The sequence below is a fragment of the Enterobacter sp. 148H3 genome, assembly GCF_034107425.1.
Lineage (GTDB): Bacteria > Pseudomonadota > Gammaproteobacteria > Enterobacterales > Enterobacteriaceae > Enterobacter > Enterobacter vonholyi.
In genome coordinates this window covers 103,322-122,513 of sequence record NZ_JAWNEI010000002.1, presented here as the reverse complement: position 1 = coordinate 122,513, position 19,192 = coordinate 103,322, and the positions used below count along the sequence as shown (strand labels likewise).

At 55.4% G+C, this 19,192-nt stretch carries 22 protein-coding genes; 7 read left to right on the top strand and 15 right to left on the bottom strand.

The window, feature by feature from the left end; genetic code table 11:
- Positions 1-54 precede the first annotated feature (54 nt).
- From USH94_RS02840 to USH94_RS02820, 5 genes are read right to left on the bottom strand one after another with little or no spacing between them, the layout of a single operon-like run.
- A complete protein-coding gene (locus USH94_RS02840; protein WP_111963256.1) occupies positions 55-1,032 on the bottom strand; it encodes an ABC transporter ATP-binding protein in 978 nt (325 codons plus the stop codon).
- Positions 1,029-2,006 (bottom strand): ABC transporter ATP-binding protein, encoded by a 978-nt coding sequence (locus tag USH94_RS02835; protein WP_111963257.1) that lies wholly within the window; start codon positions 2,004-2,006, stop codon positions 1,029-1,031. Before USH94_RS02835 ends, USH94_RS02840 begins: the two co-directional genes overlap by 4 nt.
- Positions 1,999-2,844 carry an ABC transporter permease gene (locus USH94_RS02830; protein ID WP_111963258.1) on the bottom strand — a complete coding sequence of 282 codons (846 nt, stop codon included), beginning with the start codon at positions 2,842-2,844 and terminating at the stop codon, positions 1,999-2,001. Before USH94_RS02830 ends, USH94_RS02835 begins: the two co-directional genes overlap by 8 nt.
- Before the next feature lie 5 nt (positions 2,845-2,849).
- Positions 2,850-3,803: an ABC transporter permease gene (locus tag USH94_RS02825; RefSeq protein WP_111963259.1), complete on the bottom strand. Its 954-nt coding sequence runs from the start codon at positions 3,801-3,803 to the stop codon at positions 2,850-2,852.
- Between the two features lie 45 nt (positions 3,804-3,848).
- Positions 3,849-5,438 (bottom strand): ABC transporter substrate-binding protein, encoded by a 1,590-nt coding sequence (locus USH94_RS02820; RefSeq protein ID WP_111963260.1) that lies wholly within the window; start codon positions 5,436-5,438, stop codon positions 3,849-3,851.
- Positions 5,439-5,683: 245 nt separating this feature from the next.
- On the opposite strand from USH94_RS02820, the gene yghU reads away from it, so the two are divergent.
- Both yghU and USH94_RS02810 read left to right on the top strand, forming a co-directional pair.
- Complete coding sequence (gene yghU, locus USH94_RS02815; protein WP_111963261.1) at positions 5,684-6,550, top strand: glutathione-dependent disulfide-bond oxidoreductase; 867 nt, start codon at positions 5,684-5,686, stop codon at positions 6,548-6,550.
- Positions 6,551-6,710: 160 nt separating this feature from the next.
- Positions 6,711-7,043 carry a hypothetical protein gene (locus tag USH94_RS02810; protein WP_029740720.1) on the top strand — a complete coding sequence of 111 codons (333 nt, stop codon included), beginning with the start codon at positions 6,711-6,713 and terminating at the stop codon, positions 7,041-7,043.
- 73 nt (positions 7,044-7,116) lie between these two features.
- Here USH94_RS02810 and USH94_RS02805 read toward each other — a convergent pair whose 3' ends face one another.
- From USH94_RS02805 to USH94_RS02795, 3 genes are read right to left on the bottom strand one after another with little or no spacing between them, the layout of a single operon-like run.
- Positions 7,117-8,019 (bottom strand): alpha/beta hydrolase, encoded by a 903-nt coding sequence (locus tag USH94_RS02805; protein WP_111963262.1) that lies wholly within the window; start codon positions 8,017-8,019, stop codon positions 7,117-7,119.
- On the bottom strand, positions 8,009-8,905 hold the full coding sequence (locus USH94_RS02800) for an alpha/beta fold hydrolase (protein WP_111963263.1): 897 nt from the start codon (positions 8,903-8,905) through the stop codon (positions 8,009-8,011). The genes USH94_RS02805 and USH94_RS02800 overlap by 11 nt, the downstream gene beginning before the upstream one ends.
- A gap of 24 nt (positions 8,906-8,929) precedes the next feature.
- Positions 8,930-9,985, bottom strand: coding sequence for a sugar phosphate isomerase/epimerase family protein (locus USH94_RS02795; RefSeq protein ID WP_111963264.1), 1,056 nt, complete (start codon positions 9,983-9,985; stop codon positions 8,930-8,932).
- A gap of 141 nt (positions 9,986-10,126) precedes the next feature.
- Here USH94_RS02795 and USH94_RS02790 point away from each other — a divergent pair, with 141 nt between their 5' ends.
- A complete protein-coding gene (locus tag USH94_RS02790; RefSeq protein WP_111963265.1) occupies positions 10,127-10,717 on the top strand; it encodes a TetR/AcrR family transcriptional regulator in 591 nt (196 codons plus the stop codon).
- An 83-nt stretch (positions 10,718-10,800) separates the two neighbouring features.
- On the opposite strand, the gene USH94_RS02785 is transcribed toward USH94_RS02790, so the two are convergent.
- From USH94_RS02785 to USH94_RS02775, 3 genes are all read right to left on the bottom strand, one after another.
- Positions 10,801-11,067, bottom strand: a complete 267-nt coding sequence (locus USH94_RS02785) for a hypothetical protein (RefSeq protein WP_111963344.1) — start codon at positions 11,065-11,067, stop codon at positions 10,801-10,803.
- 137 nt (positions 11,068-11,204) lie between these two features.
- Positions 11,205-11,459, bottom strand: coding sequence for a hypothetical protein (locus tag USH94_RS02780; RefSeq protein WP_111963266.1), 255 nt, complete (start codon positions 11,457-11,459; stop codon positions 11,205-11,207).
- Between the two features lie 129 nt (positions 11,460-11,588).
- Entirely contained in the window at positions 11,589-13,136 is a 1,548-nt protein-coding gene (locus tag USH94_RS02775; RefSeq protein ID WP_045403971.1) for a methyl-accepting chemotaxis protein, read from the bottom strand.
- A 231-nt stretch (positions 13,137-13,367) separates the two neighbouring features.
- On the opposite strand from USH94_RS02775, the gene USH94_RS02770 reads away from it, so the two are divergent.
- Positions 13,368-14,408: an aldo/keto reductase gene (locus USH94_RS02770; protein ID WP_111963267.1), complete on the top strand. Its 1,041-nt coding sequence runs from the start codon at positions 13,368-13,370 to the stop codon at positions 14,406-14,408.
- A gap of 64 nt (positions 14,409-14,472) precedes the next feature.
- Here the strand turns inward: USH94_RS02770 and USH94_RS02765 are convergent, their stop codons facing one another.
- Positions 14,473-14,961 carry a TIGR00645 family protein gene (locus USH94_RS02765; protein ID WP_008499805.1) on the bottom strand — a complete coding sequence of 163 codons (489 nt, stop codon included), beginning with the start codon at positions 14,959-14,961 and terminating at the stop codon, positions 14,473-14,475.
- An 81-nt stretch (positions 14,962-15,042) separates the two neighbouring features.
- A complete protein-coding gene (locus USH94_RS02760) occupies positions 15,043-15,546 on the bottom strand; it encodes an ESA_00282 family adhesion-associated protein (RefSeq protein WP_111963268.1) in 504 nt (167 codons plus the stop codon).
- Between the two features lie 103 nt (positions 15,547-15,649).
- On the opposite strand from USH94_RS02760, the gene USH94_RS02755 reads away from it, so the two are divergent.
- Together USH94_RS02755 and USH94_RS02750 are read left to right on the top strand one after the other, a co-directional pair.
- The gene (locus tag USH94_RS02755; RefSeq protein WP_032659974.1) at positions 15,650-16,054 is read left to right on the top strand and encodes a hypothetical protein; all 405 of its coding nucleotides are present in this window, start codon (positions 15,650-15,652) and stop codon (positions 16,052-16,054) included.
- 1 nt (position 16,055) lies between these two features.
- Positions 16,056-16,505, top strand: a complete 450-nt coding sequence (locus tag USH94_RS02750) for a cytoplasmic protein (protein ID WP_111963269.1) — start codon at positions 16,056-16,058, stop codon at positions 16,503-16,505.
- Positions 16,506-16,546: 41 nt separating this feature from the next.
- On the opposite strand, the gene exbD is transcribed toward USH94_RS02750, so the two are convergent.
- Positions 16,547-16,972 (bottom strand): TonB system transport protein ExbD, encoded by a 426-nt coding sequence (exbD, locus tag USH94_RS02745; protein WP_023309173.1) that lies wholly within the window; start codon positions 16,970-16,972, stop codon positions 16,547-16,549.
- Positions 16,973-16,976: 4 nt separating this feature from the next.
- A complete protein-coding gene (gene exbB / locus USH94_RS02740; RefSeq protein ID WP_023333405.1) occupies positions 16,977-17,708 on the bottom strand; it encodes a tol-pal system-associated acyl-CoA thioesterase in 732 nt (243 codons plus the stop codon).
- Positions 17,709-17,959: 251 nt separating this feature from the next.
- Here exbB and metC point away from each other — a divergent pair, with 251 nt between their 5' ends.
- A complete protein-coding gene (gene metC, locus USH94_RS02735) occupies positions 17,960-19,147 on the top strand; it encodes a cystathionine beta-lyase (RefSeq protein WP_111963270.1) in 1,188 nt (395 codons plus the stop codon).
- The last annotated feature ends 45 nt before the right edge of the window (positions 19,148-19,192 follow it).

Genomic DNA, 19,192 nt, shown 5'->3' with positions numbered 1-19,192 from the left:
GTTGTAATTAACCTGACAGAGGGACATTTATCATACACCTGCGCGGCGCATTAACTACATGTTAAACAGCCAGCACGCCGCGAAATGCCCTGGCGCGATCTCCTGCATCGCAGGCTCCTGCGTCTGGCAAACCGGCATGGCGTGCGGGCATCGGCTGCAAAACTTACAGCCCGGCAGCGCGGACGTAGGGCCGGGCATTTCACCGCGCAGGGTCGCGTCTTCAAGGTTGCGAATCCGCGGATCGGGCTGGGGAACCGCCGCCAGCAGCGCGCGGGTATAAGGGTGCGCCGGACGCTGATACAGCTCATTCGCCGGGGCCACCTCCACCAGCTTACCGAGATACATCACCCCAATGCGGCTGGAGATATGGCGCACCATGGAGAGATCGTGGGCGATAAACAGATAGGTTAGCCCCAGCTCCTGCTGCAGGTCCTGCAGAATATTCACCACCTGCGCCTGCACCGAGACGTCCAGCGCCGAGAGCGGTTCATCGCACAGCACAAATTCAGGATTCACGGACAACGCGCGGGCAATACTGATGCGCTGACGCTGCCCGCCGCTGAACTCATGCGGGAACCGTTCAAGGTGCTCCTGCTTCAGCCCCACTTTGTAGAGCAGCGTTTCCGTCCGTTCCCGCTGTTCTTCACGGCTGTAGCCGTGGATCTGCATCGGCTCGGCCACCAGCTGTCGCACCGTCATGCCCGGGTTGAGCGAGGAGTAAGGATCCTGAAAAATCGCCTGCATCCGCTTGCGCAGCGGCTTGAGTTCTTTTTCGCGGGCGTGGGCAATCGCCTGCCCGGCGAAGTGGATCTCGCCCGCGGTAATATCGAAAAGGCGCAGAATGGCGCGTCCGAGCGTCGATTTCCCGCAGCCGGACTCTCCCACCAGGCCAAACGTCTCGCCGGGCTGGATATCAAAGCTCACGCCATCAACCGCCTTCACGGCCGCGCCTTTACGCAGCAGACCGCCGTTAAGTTGATAGTGCTTGCGCAGATCGCGCACGCTCACTAATGGTGCCTGTTGTTCACTCATGCATGAGTCTCCTTATCGGCCCATAGCCAGCAGGCGGCGCGATGGCCCTCTCCGGCGGTGTAAAATGCGGGCTGCCGTTCACACTGGGGCATGCGTTTTGGGCAGCGTTCGGCGAACGGGCAGCCCGGCGGCGGGTTAAGCAGGCCGGGCGGCGAACCTTCAATAGGCGATAGACGCTGATTGACCTCATCCGGGCGCGGCAGCGAGGCCAGCAGCCCTTGGGTGTAAGGATGCGCAGGGCGATAAAAAATGTCCTCTACGCTGCCCTCCTCCATCACCAGCCCGCCGTACATCACCACCACGCGGCTGCAGACCTGCGCCACCACGCCGAGATCGTGGGTGATCAGCAGAATCGCGGTTTGGGTCTGCTGCTGCAGGCTTTTCAGCAAACGCAGGATCTGCGCCTGAATGGTGACGTCCAGCGCGGTGGTCGGCTCATCGGCGATAAGCAGCTTCGGGTTGCAGGAGAGCGCAATGGCGATCATCACCCGCTGGCGCATCCCGCCGCTGAACTCGTGAGGATACTGGTCGTATCGGCGTTCCGCCTCGGCAATCCCCACCTGTTCCAGCATGGCGATCGCCGCCGCTTTGGCCGCTCTTTTGGTGAGTCCTTTATTGCGCATCAGGATCTCAGACATCTGCTTGCCGATGGTCAGCACCGGGTTCAGGGCGGTCATCGGATCCTGGAAAATCATCGCGATCTCATTGCCGCGAATGGCGCGCATCTGCGCAGGGGTTTTCTGCGCCAGATCGTCATTCTGGAAGCGAATGCTGCCGCCGGTTATCCGTCCGTTGCTCCCCAGAAGCTGGATAATCGACTTACAGGTGACGCTTTTTCCGCAGCCCGACTCGCCAACAATGCCGACAAGTTCTCCCGGCTGCACCTGAAAGCTTACGCCGCGCACCGCGTGAACCTCGCCCTCGCGGGTGCGGAAGGTAGTTTGCAGGTTCTCAAGCGCTAATAAGCTACTCATCGCGATTCGCTCCCGGCTCAAAGGCGGTACGGAAGACATCGCCGAGCACGTTAAAGCTGAACACCGTCAGCAGGATCAGGATACCGGGGAACATCGCCAGCCACGACGCTTCGCCAATATAAGACTGGGCGTTGTTGAGCATGCTTCCCCACGACGCCGCCGGTGCCTGTACGCCCAGCCCTAAGAAGCTGAGCGTCGACTCCATCAGAATGGCCGAGGCGATATTGAGCGTGGCGGCAACGATAATGGTCGGCAGCACGCCGGGAATAATGTGGCGCACGATAATACGCAGCGGGTTTTCCCCCGACGCGCGGGCATAAAGCACGTACTCGCGCTCTTTCACCGATAGGGTTTCGGCACGCACCAGCCGCGACATGTTCATCCACGTCAGCAGGCTGATGATCAGAATGATGTTATCCACGCCCGGCTTGAGGTAAGCATTCACCACCAGCAGCAGGAAGAAGGCCGGAATGGCCATCAGGATATCCACGGTGCGCATCATCAGGTTATCCAGCCAGCCGCCAAAATAGCCGCTCACCGTGCCCACCACCGTGCCGATAAGCGTGGAAAAGAGCATGGCGAGAAAACCAACCATCAGGGAGATCTGGCCGCCATACAGCGCGCGGGTGAAGTAGTCACGTCCGTACTCGTCGGTGCCGAACCAGTGTGCGGCATCCGGCGGTAACGTGCGTGCGCCGAGCGCCATCCGATCCGGATCGTACGGACTTAACCCCGCACAGAGCGCGGCGACAATGAAAATAAAAAGCACAAACAGGGAGAACTGCGCCGGACGGTTGCGGCGCAGCTGGTGACGAACCTGCTGCCAGCGTCTGCTCATCCGGGTTACCTCAGCGTACGAATGCGTGGATCGGCGAAGCGATAAAGCAGATCGGCGATCAGGTTACCGACGATCAGCATCATCGACGAGAGCATGATGATCGCCATGATCAGCGGGTAGTCCAGCGAGGCGATCGACTGGATCCCGAGCAGCCCCATCCCCGGCCAAGAGAAGACGCTTTCCGTCACGTAGGCCCCCACAATCAGCTCACCGAACGACAGTCCGAACAGGGTGATCACCGGCAGCAGCACGTTTTTCAGCACGTGCCTAAACAGAATGCTGGAACGCGTAGCGCCGTAGGCAAGCTGGGTTTGCACGTAGTCGGCCGAGAGCTGCGAGATGGTATTGGAGCGGATGTAGCGCACATAGCTGGAGAGGTTGTAGAACGTGAGGGCAATACACGGCAGTACGCCGTGACGCAGCACGTCCAGCGCGTTATCTTCCACGCCGATGGTGCGCATCCCCATGCTGGGGAACCAGCTAAGCTGCACGGCAAAGACCGTAATGAGCAAGATGCCGAACCAGAAAATCGGCACCGAGATGCCGATATAGGCGAACAGGTTAAGCAGGTGATCCAGCCAGCGATGCTTGAATGCCCCCGCCAGCAGGCCCAGCGGGATCGCCAGCACGATCGCCAGCAGCAGCGACGCGCCCATCAGCCCCAGCGTGGCCGGAATGCGTTCGCCGATCATCTCCAGCACCGGGCGGTGGTAGATCAGCGAATAGCCGAGATCGCCCTGCAGGACATTTTTCAGCCACAGGACGTACTGCGTGACCAGCGGCTTATCCAGCCCCAGGCTCTGGCGAATACGTTCGATATCTTCCGGAGCCATACGCGGCGTAATGTACGCCGCCACCGGATCGCCGGGCGCCAGTTTGACCAGCAAAAACGCCACCAGCGAAATAAAAAACAGCATCGGCAGCAGCTGCAGCAGCCGACGCGTGAGAAGTGTGTTCACGACGTGCCCTTACCAAGGCCCCGACCCGACGGCCGGGGCAATTACTTATTTCTGATAGATTTTTGACAGATCCTGGAACAGATAGACCGGTTTCGGCTCCGCTTCCTCGGTGCCGCCAAAACGCTTGTCCACCGCGACGGTCGCATTGGTATAGGCGATTGGGTAGTACGTCATGTCGTTCGCCACGGTCTGCTGAATTTGCTTGTAGATATCGGCACGTTTTGCGGCGTCGGTTTCCACGGCGCCTTTATCCCACAGGGCATCAAACTGCGGATTTTTGTAGTGCGCGTAGTTATAGGCCTCGTTGCTCATGAACAGCGATTTGTAGCCGTCCGGCTCTGAGCCCATGATGTAGCCGCCCAGGTTCAGCTCCCAGGCGGTGTTGTTCATATCGAGGCTGCGCTGGGACATGGCGTTGGAGTCCAGCGGCATCAGCTCCACGTTCACCCCAATGCCCTTCAGCGCCTGCTGAATGTAGAGCGCCATGCTCTCCTGGGTTTTGTTGGTGTTCACATACGCCAGGCGCAGCTTGAGGTTGTCCGGCGCGCCGGACGCTTGAAGCAGCTCTTTAGCTTTTTGCAGATCGAATTTGTACTGCTCTACGTCATCCGTCTTGTAAAGCGTATCGGGCGTCAGGAACGAGGTCGCCGGTTTGGCGTAGTCCAGCGAGGTAAACGCGGTCTGGGTCAGCTCGTCCTTGTTGATGGCGTAAGCAATGGCCTGGCGCAGCGCTTTGCTCTTCATCACCGGCACGTTCTGGTTGAACGTCATATAGGCCAGGCGGCCTTCCGGATAGACCACGAAGTCAAACTTACCGGTATTTTTCAGGCGGTTCACGTCCTGCGGGTCAACCATCTTGAGGTTGATTTCACCGTTTTGCAGCGCCAGGTTGGCGGCGTTACTGTCTTTGGCGAAACGGTAGGTCACCGAATCTAGCTTCGCTTTGCCGTTCCAGTAATCGTCAAAACGGGTCAGGGCGTAATATTGTCCGGCGCGGTACTCTTTAAATTTGAACGGCCCGGAGCCGACCGGTGCATCGTTTTTGCTGCTCTTTTCCAGGTCGCCTTCACCGGCGAACACGTGCTGCGGGATCGGGTAAATCTGTACCAGGGTGCCGGTAAAGGCCGCGCTAACCTGCGGTAAGGTGAACTTAACGGTGCGGTCGTCAACCTTGCTTACCTGTACCGGCTTATCGCCGTAGGTGAACATGCTGCGGAAGAAGCTGTGCTGTTTGGCATCCAGCAGCTTATTGAAGGTGAAGACCACGTCGTCCGCCGTCAGCGGCTGTCCGTCCTGCCATTTCAGGTTGGGTTTTAACGTCAGGGTGTAGCTCAGGTTGTCGGCGGAGGGCGTGAGGCTTTCCGCCAGGCCCCACTCAATCTTGCCGTTATTAAAGCTGTACAGCGGGGCATACAACGCCTGCATGATGGTTAACGTTGTGCGGTCGCTGGCATAAAGCGGATTAACGGCTAACGGGTCGCCGGAGGTAATTCCAATAATTAGCGAACCGCCCTCTTTTGGCGCGTCGCTTTTTGCCGCCGCGGCCGTATTTGTCTCTTTATTTTTCGCATCATCACAGCCCGCCAGGCCTAACGCGAGCGAAACGACCACTGCCGATAACAGAAGCTTGCGCATCTCACTAACTCCTTGCCTAATAAAGTGTTTATGACTGCATCTTTTATTTATGTTGAAGCATCATATTCAGCTTTATCGTTTTACGCATTAATTATGAAAATGCGATTTTCGATTAAGCTTATGCCTGATTTGTTATATATAAGCGCCGGAAGGAATAGCGGTTAATTGATTGCGCTCGCAACGTTAAACGGTTCACAAATCTCCTGCTACACTGCCTCAACACATCACTCAAAAGGCAGGCCAACATGTCAGACAACACGTATCAGCCACCCAAAGTGTGGGAATGGAAAAAGAACGGCGGCGGCGCGTTCGCCAACATTAACCGCCCGATTTCCGGCGCAACGCATGAGAAAGAACTGCCCGTGGGCTCCCATCCGCTGCAGCTTTACTCTCTCGGGACACCGAACGGCCAGAAAGTGACGATCATGCTCGAAGAGCTGCTGGCGCTTGGCGTGACGGGCGCGGAATACGACGCATGGTTGATCCGCATCGGCGAGGGCGACCAGTTCTCCAGCGGCTTCGTTGAGGTGAACCCGAACTCGAAAATACCGGCGCTTCGTGACCACTCCACGAACCCGCCAACCCGTGTCTTTGAATCCGGCAATATCCTGCTCTACCTGGCAGAAAAATTTGGCCACTTCCTGCCTAAAGATCCGGCAGGACGCACCGAGACCCTGAACTGGTTGTTCTGGCTGCAGGGCGCGGCGCCGTTCCTCGGCGGCGGTTTTGGTCACTTCTACAACTACGCGCCGGTAAAAATTGAGTACGCAATTGACCGCTTTACCATGGAAGCCAAACGCCTGTTCGACGTGCTGGATAAACAGCTGGCGCGCGGTCGCTACGTGGCGGGTGAGGAGTACACCATTGCGGATATGGCAATCTGGCCGTGGTTCGGCTGCGTGGCGCTGGGCAGCGTGTACAACGCCGCCGAGTTTCTGGATGCAGAGAAGTACACCAACGTCCAGCGCTGGGCGAAAGACGTGGCGAATCGCCATGCCGTTAAGCGCGGACGTATCGTTAACCGCACCAGCGGCGAGCTGAACGAGCAGCTCCACGAGCGCCATGCGGCGAGCGACTTCGAGACCAATACGGAAGATAAGCGTCAGGCGTAATGTTCCGCCGGGCGGATCCCCGCCCGGCAGCTGAGATCCTTGACCAGGGCATGATTAGCTTAAAGGTTGAACCGGTATTGCTGGCACTATCTGGACGTTTTTCTCGCGTCAGAGAGTGAGAAATGACGTATCAACCGACAGCAGTCACAAAGGATCTGTTATGAAACTTATTAAAACAACGCTGGTTATCAGCGCCCTCATTTTCTCCACCTCGGGAATGGCCATCGACAAAACTGCAGCTGGCGCGGTAGCAGGCGCGGCGATTGGCGCAGCCACTGGCAAAGATCTGAAATCGACCGTTGGCGGCGCCGTTGTTGGCGCAGGCACGGGTGCTATGTTCAAAAACGGCGGCAAAGGTAAAGCCGCGCGTAAAGGCGGTGCGGTAGGTGCTGCCGTGGGCGCAGGTGCCGCGGCGGTGACCGGCAAGAGCGTGCTGAAAGGTGCAGCCGTTGGCGCGGGCACGGGTGCGCTGATTGGTGAAGCGACGCACTGATACAGTGTGCCACCTTGTGAACCGATATGAATAATAAACCCAGCGATCGCGCTGGGTTTTTGTGTAGTCTGAATCAAATACGCGCACGTTCGAACAACCGACGCGCGGCTGGCGTTAACTCTGACATATGGATGCAGGCATGCACCATTCCCGGCAACCGTTCACAGCGCACAGGCACCCCCGCCTCCTCAAGCCGTCGCGCATACGCTTCAGCCTCATCGCGCAGGGGATCATATTCACAACTCAGGATGGTTGCTGGCGGTAACCCCCTCAGCGAGGCCATATGCAGCGGCTCGGCATAGGGATGACGACGGTCTCCCAGATAGTTTTCCCAGCAAAACGCCATAGCATCACGCGTTAAAAAATAACCTTCAGCAAATTCACAATAACTTTTGGTCGACATATCGCGACTTAACGCCGGGTAGAGCAGCAACTGATGCTCTATATGGGGTCCGCCGCGATCCCGGGCCAGCAGCGCTGTCGCTGCTGCGAGATTTCCGCCAGCACTGTCGCCGCCCACCGCCAGACGGGTGGCATTAATGCCCAGAAGCGCGGCCTGTTCACTGACCCAGCACAGTGCCTGATAAACATCTTCTAACGGCCTTGGGAAGGGGAACTCCGGCGCCAGACGGTAATCCACGGAGAGTATTTTCCGGCCAGTGGCATTAGCCAATGCCTGACAGGGTCGATCGTAGAGCGACAGCGACCCCAGGCACCATCCACCGCCGTGAGCAAATAGCATTGCAGGCTGCGCACTTTCAGCGTTTGAGGCTGCAGGGGTATAGAGGCGAAGGCCAATAGCATAGCCATCATCTGCGATAACAACGTAATGTTGAATGGCGACACCGGTTTCCGCCTCGCCCTGTAGCCGCATCAAATCCGCTTCGGTGGCGGCACGCAGTTCGGCCAACGATGTCGGCTGCGGCACCCTTGATGACGCAGCCAAAATGTCAGCAATATGTTTATCAAGCGGCATGATGCACAACCTCTGAAAGAAATGGCACGATCAGCCCGATAAACGCCTCATGACACTCTTCGGTAATAAAATGCCCGCAATCAGCCACCGTCTCGCCACGCAGATCAAGGGCATTGCCCTGCAGGGTTATCAGCGGTGCATCGCGCGTGGCATGTTCGGCCCCCACCGTTAATACCGGCATGGTTAAAGGCGTTTGCGCGCGGCGCTGGTTCTGCCGGATGGTTTCCGGGATAGCGCGATAATAGTCGAAACCCGCGCGCAGCCCGCCGGGTGTCGAATAGGCGGCGATATACACCTCTGCAGCGACCTGTTCACGGCGATGCGACCAGCGATCGAAAATATAGCTGAGATACTGTGATTCGCGCCCGCTGGTCAGGGTCTCGGGTAAATCCGCCAGTTGATTGAACATGAAGTGCCAGAGAAAGATGTTCTCTTCCGGTGCAACGAAAATCGGTGGCGGCGGTGCCAGTCCAGGGATCACCGCTTCTGTCAGCACAAGCCGTTCTATCGCCTGTGGAAAATCGCTCGCCATGGCATAACCCACCCACATGCCGATATCGTGGCCCACTATGCTATAACGCGCATGACCCAACTGCGCCATCATGGTATGCAGCATGGCACCGACACGTCCGGTGTCATAGCCGTCGCGCGGTTTATCGGACTCACCAATACCCGGAGGGTCGACCGCTATCGCCTGAAAACCCGCCGCCGCCAGCGCCTGAAGAACATAGCGCCAGGTATACCAAGTCTGCGGCCAGCCCGGTATCAGTAATACTGGTTGACCTTTTCCCGCCACGACGCAATGGATGCGCTGTCCGTTTACTTTCGTATAGACGTGTTCTGCCCTGAGATCCGCAGGCAGGATCTCACTAAATTGGTGTTCCATGGGGACTCCCTGTAATGTCGTGACTTAGCGAATGCCGAGTAATGCGTTGATTTGCTGGAGGTTAACCGGCGCACCGGCGAAATCATCGAAGACTTTATCTGTAATGTGAATAATATGGTTGCGGATGAACGCAGCCCCTTCTCTGGCGCCGTCCAGCGGGTTTTTCAGACAGCACTCCCACTCCAGCGTTGCCCAGCCAGCATAATCGTATTGGGTCAGCTTCGAGAAAATGGCCCTGAAATCCACCTGACCGTCACCCAATGAGCGAAAACGTCCTGCACGATCAACCCATGACTGATAGCCGCCATAAATACCCTGACGACCGGTCGGATTAAATTCAGCGTCTTTGACGTGGAACATGTTGATCATGTCCTTATAGATATCAATAAATTCCAGGTAGTTAAGCTGCTGGAGCACCATGTGGCTGGGGTCGAAAAGTATCCGGCAGCGGGGATGTTCTTTCACCCGCTGATAGAACATTTCAAACGTTATCCCATCATGCAAATCTTCACTCGGGTGGATCTCATAGCAGAGGTTAATGCCCTGCTCTTCACAGGCGTTGAGTACCGGCATCCAGCGTCTGGCCAGCTCGTCAAAAGCAGTTTCAATTAACCCTTCCGGACGCTGCGGAAACGGGAAAAGATAGGGCCACGCCAGCGAGCCAGAAAAGGTACCCAGATCGCTGAGGCCAAGCCGGGCGGAGGCCTTGACCGCCATCAGCAGCTGCTGGCGTGCCCATTCGCTACGGGCTTGTGGGTTGCCATGGACTTCCGGCGGTGCAAAGCTGTCGCATAAGCTGTCGTAAGCAGGATGTACCGCCATCAGTTGGCCGAAGATATGGCTGGTCAGTTCACTTACCACCAGGCCATGCTCCGCCAGCATACCGGTCAAATCATCACAGTAGGTCTGGCTTTCTGCCGCCGTTGCCACGTCGAAAAGACGGCGATCCCATGCCGGAATTTGCAGAGCGCTAAAACCCATTTCCGCCGCCCACCGGGCGATCGCAGGCAAATGATTAAAGGGGGCCGCATCGTCGCTGAACTGAGCAAGATGGAGAGAGGGACCTTTAAGGGTTTTCATCGTATACTCCTATTGTTTGTCGATTGACAAACAATAGGAGTAAAGCCGGATAACCGCAAGCGAAAATTATAAATTCGTTGGTAATCCAGATGATTTAGGCGATCCTGTGGCACAGAATTCAGGACCAACCGGAGCAACAAAATGGCAGGCAGACCGCGCCAGTTCGATCGTGACCAGGCGCTTATCAAAGCGCGCAACCTGTTCTGGCGACAGGGTTATGAAGGAACGTCGATGTCAGATCTGGTGGCAGAGCTGGGGATCGCGTCGGCACGGATTTACAAGGCGTTTGGTTCAAAAGAACAACTCTTTCGGGAAGCTATCGCTGATTACGAAAATCAGGAAGGCAGTTTTGCGGATCGGGCCTTAGCCGCTGGAGGCACAGTGCGGGATACCCTCCAGACGCTGTTAATGGATGCGGTTCACCTGTACTGCCATCCGGATTTGCCGCAAGGATGTATGGTGGTGGCCTCTGCAGCCAGCGTCAGCGCAGAAAATGAGACGATCAAAAACTGGCTGGCGCAGCATCGCCTGCAGCGTACACAGCAGATCATCGACCGTCTCCATCAGGCAGTGCAAAACGGTGAACTGCCGGATACGACCGATGCAGAGAGTCTGGGAGACTATTTCGCCGTCTTTTTACACGGTTTGTCGGTACAGGCCCGGGACGGTGTTTCGGAATCACGTTTGCAGGCGGCGGTTAAGCAGGCGCTTAACCTGCTGCCGCATTCCTGAGTGCGACGCTGAGGAAGGCCGCGCAGCGTGGCCTTAGCGCGTTCTGCCGGAAGGCGGATACTGAGACGTCACGCAAAACCGCATCAATGGCGATCGTCATACTGATACTCAATCACCATACCTTCCGCCACGCTCGCAACATGGCGTGCACGCGGATGATAGACCGGTGCAGGGGCGGCATATGCTGTTTGTGCAGGCGCAACGCTTACCATCTCAGGAACCGTGGCTGACTGCGGAACAATCACGACCTTATACCCGGCAGGGACATCGACCGTGACGCTCTGGGCCATCGCTGTATTGACCCCGGCAAAACCTGCCAGGGCAGCAAATAAAATAATACGGTTTTTAATAAATTGAATTTTTTCCGTTATCAAGAAAATAATTCATTATATTGTTACAAGCGAATAACTTAATATTTAAAAAACATTGAGTTACGTTTTTTAAAAGGCGACAAGAAATACGCTTGCATGCCGCCTCACCTGTTATGTTAATACTTAATATCCCGCGCTTTTTGCCGTCCGGCCTGTTTCATCTGACGTTTATCCTGGCGGCAGTCGTGATTACTCTGGTTATTGTTCGCCACGCAGGTCTGCTTCACCTGCCGTGATGCGTCGCGGGTTTCCTGCCTGACATCACGCGCCACGCGCCGTTCCTGCGCCTGTTGGGTCGCATCGGCAAAAACCGAGAACAGCATCAGAAAAATGAAAGAGAGAACAGGGATGAGAGATAACGATCTGTTCATAGCAACACCTCACAGAAGAGAGCCCAGAACGTCAGGGGGGGCTAGCAAAAGAATAGCAGTTTCAACGCGAGCTGAATGGGGAAGGCGTTAATAATACAAGGCCGCATCCGGCGGCCTTGAAACGTTGCGTTATGCCGTCAGGCGGAACTTTTGCACCGAGCGCTGAAGCTCTTCGGTCTGACGCTCCAGCGCCGCCGCCGCCGCGGAAACCTCCTCCACCAGCGAGGCGTTTTGCTGGGTAACGCCGTCCATCTGGGTAATGGCAATTCCGACCTGCGAAATGCCTTTACTCTGCTCCTCAGAGGCCGAGGCAATTTGCTTCATAATGGTCGTCACTTCCGTTACGTCCCGCAAAATCGCATCCATGGTGGTGCCGGTGTCGCTCACCAGCTGCGCCCCCTGCTCTACGCGGGAAACGGAGTCGGTAATCAGCCCTTCAATCTCTTTTGCCGCGTTGGCGCTGCGGCTTGCAAGGTTGCGAACTTCACCTGCCACTACCGCGAAACCACGCCCCTGTTCACCCGCGCGCGCCGCTTCAACCGCCGCATTGAGCGCCAGAATATTGGTCTGGAAGGCAATGCTGTTGATAACGTTAGTGATTTCAGCGATTTTCTTCGAGCTTTCCGAAATACCGCTCATGGTGGTCACCACCTCTTCCACCAGCGAGCCGCCGCGGCTGGCGGTAGTTGAGGCCACGTCGGCCAGCTGGCTGGCCTGACGCGCGCTTTCCGCATTTAGTTTCACCGTGGCGGTCAGCTGTTCCATGCTGGCTGCCGTCTCTTCCAGCGCAGCCGCCTGCTCTTCGGTACGGGAAGAGAGATCGTTGTTACCGCTGGAGATTTCCGTCGCGCCGCGCCAGATATTTTCACTGCCGGAGCGGATCGTGCTGACCGCTTCGCGCAGGCTGTCCTGCATGGCGCTCAGCAGCGGCACCAGCTGGCCCACGCAGTTGCGGCCGAACGGCTCAATGGGCTGGCTGAGATCGCCCTGGGCAATCTGGCGGAACTGCTGGCGAATGCGATCCAGCGGTTTTACCAGCATCGCCACCAGGTAACGGTCGGTGAAGAGCAGGATCAGCAGGCCAATAATCGTGGCAACGATAATCACTGTGCGGGTCATGCTTGTCAGGCCGTCCACCACCACGCGGGTGCTGTCGAGCGACTTCGCGGCGGCATTATTGAACTCCTCAGCGGCCGCACCAAACGCGCGGCTCAGCGGCGGCGTGACGTTGTTGGCCTGCTGGCGATACCCCTCCAGAGCCCCCTGCTTCGCCTGCTGCATTTGCGGCGTTACGCCCTGTTCAAGCAGCGCCTGCCAGGTGCCAATCACCCTGGAAGAGATCTGCTCATCCATCGGGCCTGGGGAGATCGCCTTCATCTCGGCCAGTTTCTTGCCCATGTTATCCAGCGCCTGTTGGGCAGATGACAGATCCGGCGTGCCGCCTGCGGCTTTGACTTCCATTGCGCGGCTCAGACGGGTCACAAAGCGGAAATATTGATCGTTACCCTGGCTGAGTACCGTCATCTGTTTAACCAGCTGGCGATCGACTTCGTTGCCGTCTGAAACGCGAGAAAGGGACCAGGTGCTGTACAAGCCAACACCCGCCCACATTAAACAAAAGATCCCGAGAATCGTCAGCATGACGAAACGGATCGTGAAATTACGGAGCATATTCATAAGTCTTCCTTGCCGTGAGGGTGAGTTCGCCCAGAGGCGAGTACTACTCTCGTTATCGGCAGGAAAGAGGGAAATTATAACGTTTTGTGATCATTTTTAATTAGCGTGGCTTCACTGGTCACACAGCAGTTGTTAACCATCAGGCCCGAGCTTAGTGATGTAATTTGTGATGTGATAAGTTCAGAATGAAAACGTTGTTTCGAAAATTTCATCAATAAGAAAGGAGACATCATGTCCTGGCACCCTTACCCCGGCCGCTATGAGAATATGCAATACCGTTATTGCGGCAAAAGTGGCCTGCGCCTGCCCGCGCTGTCGCTGGGACTGTGGCATAGCTTCGGCCACGTCCAGCCTCTTGATGCCCAACGCGCGCTGCTGCGAAAAGCCTTCGACCTCGGCATCACTCATTTCGATCTTGCCAATAACTACGGACCACCGCCGGGTAGCGCGGAAGAGAATTTCGGCCGCCTGCTGCGGGAAGATTTTGCCGCATACCGCGACGAACTGGTTATCTCCACCAAGGCGGGTTATGACATGTGGCCTGGGCCGTACGGTTCCGGCGGTTCACGCAAATATCTGCTCGCCAGCCTCGACCAGAGCCTGAAGCGTCTGGGCGTCGAGTACGTCGATATTTTCTACTCCCACCGCGTGGATGAAAACACCCCGATGGAAGAGACGGCATCCGCGCTGGCCCATGCCGTGCAGAGCGGAAAAGCGCTGTATGTGGGGATTTCCTCCTACTCGACAGATCGCACACAAAAAATGGCCGAGCTGCTGCGCGAGTGGAAGATCCCCCTGCTGATCCATCAGCCGTCCTATAACCTGCTTAACCGCTGGGTCGATAAGACCGGCTTGCTGGATGCGCTGGAAGCAAACGGTACGGGCTGTATTGCCTTCACCCCGCTGGCGCAGGGGTTGCTGACAGGGAAATACCTGAACGGTATCCCTGAAGGATCACGCATGCAGCGCGAAGGGAATAAAGTGCGCGGCCTGACGCAAAAGATGCTCACCGACGCCAACCTGAGCAGCCTTCGCCTGCTGAATGAGATGGCGCAGGCGCGCGGACAAACCATGGCGCAGATGGCACTAAGCTGGCTGCTGAAAGATGCGCGCGTGACGTCCGTGCTGATTGGCGCAAGCCGCCCGGAACAGCTGGAAGAGAATGTACAGGCGCTGGAAAACCTGCGCTTTACGGAGGACGAACTCAAGCGGATTGACCAGCATGTTGCGGATGGGGAGTTGAATCTGTGGCAGGCGTCGTCTGATAAATAATGCCGCACCGAGCAGTCCCCTCTCCCCTTTGGGGAGAGGGTTAGGGTGAGGGGTAAGGCGTACTTTACTTCTTACTGATCTTATCCAGATACCCCATCACAAACGCAGACAGCACAAACGTCAGATGGATAATGACGTACCACATCAGTTTGTTATCCGGCACGTTCTTCGCGTCCATAAATACGCGTAGCAGGTGGATAGAAGAGATCGCCACAATCGACGCGGCCACTTTATTCTTCAGCGACGAGGCATCCATTTTGCCCAACCAGCTGAGCTTCTCTTTACGCTCGTCGATATCAAGCTGGGAGACGAAATTCTCGTAGCCGGAGAACATCACCATCACCAGCAGCCCACCCACCAGGGTCATATCCACCAGCGAGAGCAGAACCAGAATCAAATCCGCTTCGGCAATGGAAAAGATATTCGGCAGAACGTGTAGGATTTCCTGAAAGAACTTAATCGTCAGCGCGATAAGTGCCAGCGAAAGGCCAAAATAGACGGGGGCCAGTATCCAGCGAGAGGCGTACATGGCATTTTCAAAAAAGCGTTCCATAGAGTCCTGTTTGCAAAAGAAACCAGCGCCCAGTATATCTCAACGGCGCTGACTGTTTGCAATAACTCAACGGTACGTCACTCAGACGTTGTCTGGATTAACTTCCGGACGTGCGTACTCCGGCCAGACAAGCGCCACCAGTTCAGGATAGGCTTCCAGACTGAACTCGCGAAAACACTGCCGCAAATTCAATACGTCCAGATCGGAATAAGATACCTTTTCTCCGTTAAGACAGCGCTTTTTGATATTGTCATAATATTTATAGACTGCTGAATTCAGATCGCTACAGCGACGCTGCGCCTCAAACAGTCCGGGCGTGTCATTAATTTCCGACATTTTCATGCGCTTAATTGTCGCATGTAAAAAGTCGATATATTCGTGGTTCACCCGCCAGTACCAGACAGGCGTAACGGAGTTCATCAATACAGAGAAATGGTCTTCACCTTCCTCTTTTGTCATCAGTTCAGGTTGTGGGGGCTCACTGGCGTCTTTCGACACTTTCGTTTTATTGAACTCTTGCATCAATAAAAGCACACCAGCGGTCAATAATAGTAATGTGATGACCGTAAAAAAGATGCTGTTCATGGGTAGGCTCCATTTTTTTTGATTTTAAATTTGCCTCATGATATTGTCAACGAATCTCACGCCTTTACCAACCCCACCCTGTTGAAATTAAAGGAAATTAAAAATGCTGCCCGACTATCTCGTCCCGGCTAAGTACCACATTACGCCTGTGGAACAGCAACCGACGGAAGCAGAAAAAGAGGCCAGTTTCACTCAGGGGAAAAGAAAGCTCTCTGATTTCGAGCCCGATATATTAATTGGTGTTTCCCGAACTGGCAAATCGCGAAATATGTTGCTGGAAGAGCACGATCGTCATATAAAAGACCGCTTATTTCGCGCTATAAAAATTGAAGCCTTTGTCCACCTGCTGAATGACCTGCAGGCCGAGGGAGAAATAGATGCCCAGAAACTAAGTCAAATAATAGCCGAGAAAACCGAAGAAATTAATGAAGCGGGCAATGAAATTTGGCTTAATTTAATTACGCGCGAAAAAAACAACCCAATTTTTTATAGCCTGGGGGAAGATTAACGTGAAAGAAGTTAAAAATAACGACGTTTATTTGACTTTAGATGATAAAAAAAGTGATGAATTTATCTTAAAGCAAAATCTCGACGTACTACGAAACACAAAAAATGACGAGATGACGCGCATTACACAAGACCTGGTATCGATCCCGGCGACGCTGGTTCGGCTTAAATGGCAGAATCGCCGTGAAATTTATCCGCTGCAGGTCAAAGAAGAAATTTACGGTGCCGTGATGAATGCCATCATTGAACAGCGGCCAGAGCTGAAAGAGAAGCTTCTGGGGCGCCTCGAGGCCAATTATCAGTATCTGCTTGCCAGAGAAATCGCCACCCTGCGTCTGACGCGCAAGCTGTCAGACGGTGAGTACCGTACCTCAAACGTCACCTGCGTTGCGCTTGATGAGGACGCGCTGGCAAATCCTTCTGCCGCACCAACGAATCACAAAAGCGCATAACCGACAGGCATAAAAAAAGCCGGCTTTCGCCAGCTTCTTTATCACTTCGAGGCCGCCTTTTCTTCGCCGACCAGTCCAATCTTCAGGTAACCCGCCTGATGCAGCGTGTCCATTACCTTCATCATGGTTTCATAATCAACGGTTTTATCCGCACGGAAGAAGACCGTAGTGTCTTTCTTTCCGCCCGTAAGCTGCTCCAGCGCCGGGATGACTGAGTCGGCCGTCACCGGGTCGTTCCCGAGGAACATGGATTTATCCGCTTTCACCGACAGGTAAATAGGCTTCTCCGGGCGCGGCTGGGGCTGGCTGGAAGATGCCGGCAGATTCACCTTCACATCCACCGTCGCCAGCGGTGCAGCTACCATGAAGATAATCAGCAGAACCAGCATGACGTCGATAAACGGCGTCACGTTGATTTCATGCATTTCGCCGTTATCGTCCAGATTTTCGTTTAGACGCATCGCCATACTATTAACCTGCGCGCAGTTTAGACGCCGCATGCACCGGCTTAACCGAGCTGGCATTCAGATCGAGATCGCGACTTTGCAGCAGCAGAACCTGCGCGGCAACGTCTCCAAGAGTCGCTTTATAGCTGCCAATCATACGCGCGAAGATATTATAGATGACCACCGCCGGGATAGCGGCAACCAGACCGATTGCTGTCGCCAGCAGCGCTTCTGCGATACCCGGCGCCACGACCGCCAGGTTGGTAGTTTGGGTCTGCGCGATACCGATAAAGCTATTCATGATGCCCCAGACCGTGCCGAAAAGACCGATGAACGGTGAGATCGCGCCGATGGTAGCCAGATAACCATTGCCGCGCCCCATGTGTCGGCCAACGGCCGCAACGCGGCGCTCCAGGCGGAAACCGGTACGCTCTTTGATGCCTTCGTTATCTTCACTGCCTGCGGAGAGTTCCAGCTCGTTCTGCGCTTCATTCACGAGCAGGGTAGTCAGGCTTTTCGCGTGGAAAGATGAGGTCATATCTGAAGCCTGATCCAGAGAGCGGGCTTCAGCCAGCTGCTGCTGTTCCCGCTTCAGGCGACGCTTCTGCGAAAGCAACTCGGCACTTTTGCTGAAGAAGATAGCCCAGGTGACAACGGACGCCAGAATCAGGCCGATCATCACAATCTTAACCACGATGTCAGCATGCTGATACATGCCCCATACGGAGAGATCCGTCTGCATCAAATTATTACCCACTCTGTATCTCCAGGACGCAAATCACAAAATCTGAGCGTAATAATATCAAAACGTCGTCGAATTGATAGTAGTTCTCATTAGTATTTGCATGGTGCCGTAATTTTCGCTCACTTTCCTTGCGCTTACGCAGTAAAAATTTCTTATGCGGTTTTTTGCTAATATTTTCTGCTTATTCGATAAGCCTCGGGGTGCAGTTTTTTCCAATCGTGGTAGTCTGGACGTCCAGACGTATAAAAACAGGGTTAGCGAACATGACAAAGAAGCATCTTGATACCACGCTGGTACAGGCAGGACGCAGCAAAAAATATACTCAGGGATCGGTCAACAGCGTGATTCAACGAGCCTCCTCGCTGGTGTTTGACACCGTTGAGGAGAAAAAAAACGCCACGCGTAACCGCGCGAAAGGCGGGCTGTTTTATGGCCGTCGCGGCACGCTAACCCATTTTTCTCTGCAGGAAGCGATGTGCGAGCTGGAAGGCGGCGCGGGCTGTGCGCTCTTCCCGTGCGGGGCGGCGGCGGTCGCCAACACCATTCTGGCGTTTGTGGAACAGGGCGACCATATCCTGATGACCAACACCGCCTATGAACCCAGCCAGGACTTCTGCACCAAAATCCTCAGCAAGCTCGGGGTAACGACCGGCTGGTTCGACCCGCTGATTGGTGAAGGCATTGCCGAACTTATTCAACCAAACACGCGCATTGTGTTCCTGGAATCTCCGGGGTCGCTCACCATGGAAGTTCACGACGTGCCGGCTATCGTGAAGGCCGTACGCAGCAAAGCGCCAGAGGCGATCGTTATGATCGACAACACCTGGGCGGCAGGCGTGCTGTTCAAAGCGCTGGAATTCGACATTGATATTTCGATTCAGGCGGCAACGAAATACCTGATAGGCCACTCTGACGGCATGATTGGTACTGCGGTCTCCAACGCGCGCTGCTGGGATCAGCTGCGTGAAAATGCGTACCTGATGGGCCAGATGGTAGATGCCGACACGGCCTACATGACCAGCCGCGGTATCCGCACGCTGGGCGTTCGTCTGCGTCAGCACCATGAAAGCAGCCTGAAGGTGGCAGAATGGCTGGCGCAGCATCCGCTGGTTGAGCGCGTAAATCATCCCGCGTTACCAGGCAGTAAAGGCCATGAGTTCTGGCAACGTGACTTTACGGGCAGCAGCGGGTTGTTCTCATTCGTACTGAAAAAGCGGCTGAATAACGACGAGCTGGCGAGCTATCTGGATAATTTTACCCTTTTCAGCATGGCCTACTCCTGGGGCGGTTTTGAATCCCTGATCCTGGCTAACCAGCCGGAACAGATCGCGGCCCTTCGCCCCGGGGGTGAAGTAGACTTCAGCGGTACCCTGATACGACTGCATATCGGTTTAGAAAATGTTGACGATCTGATTGCCGATTTAGCAGCAGGGTTCGAGCGTATCGTGTAGAGTGCTGGCTGAAAATGTACTCTCTGGACGCTTTTGTGGACACCG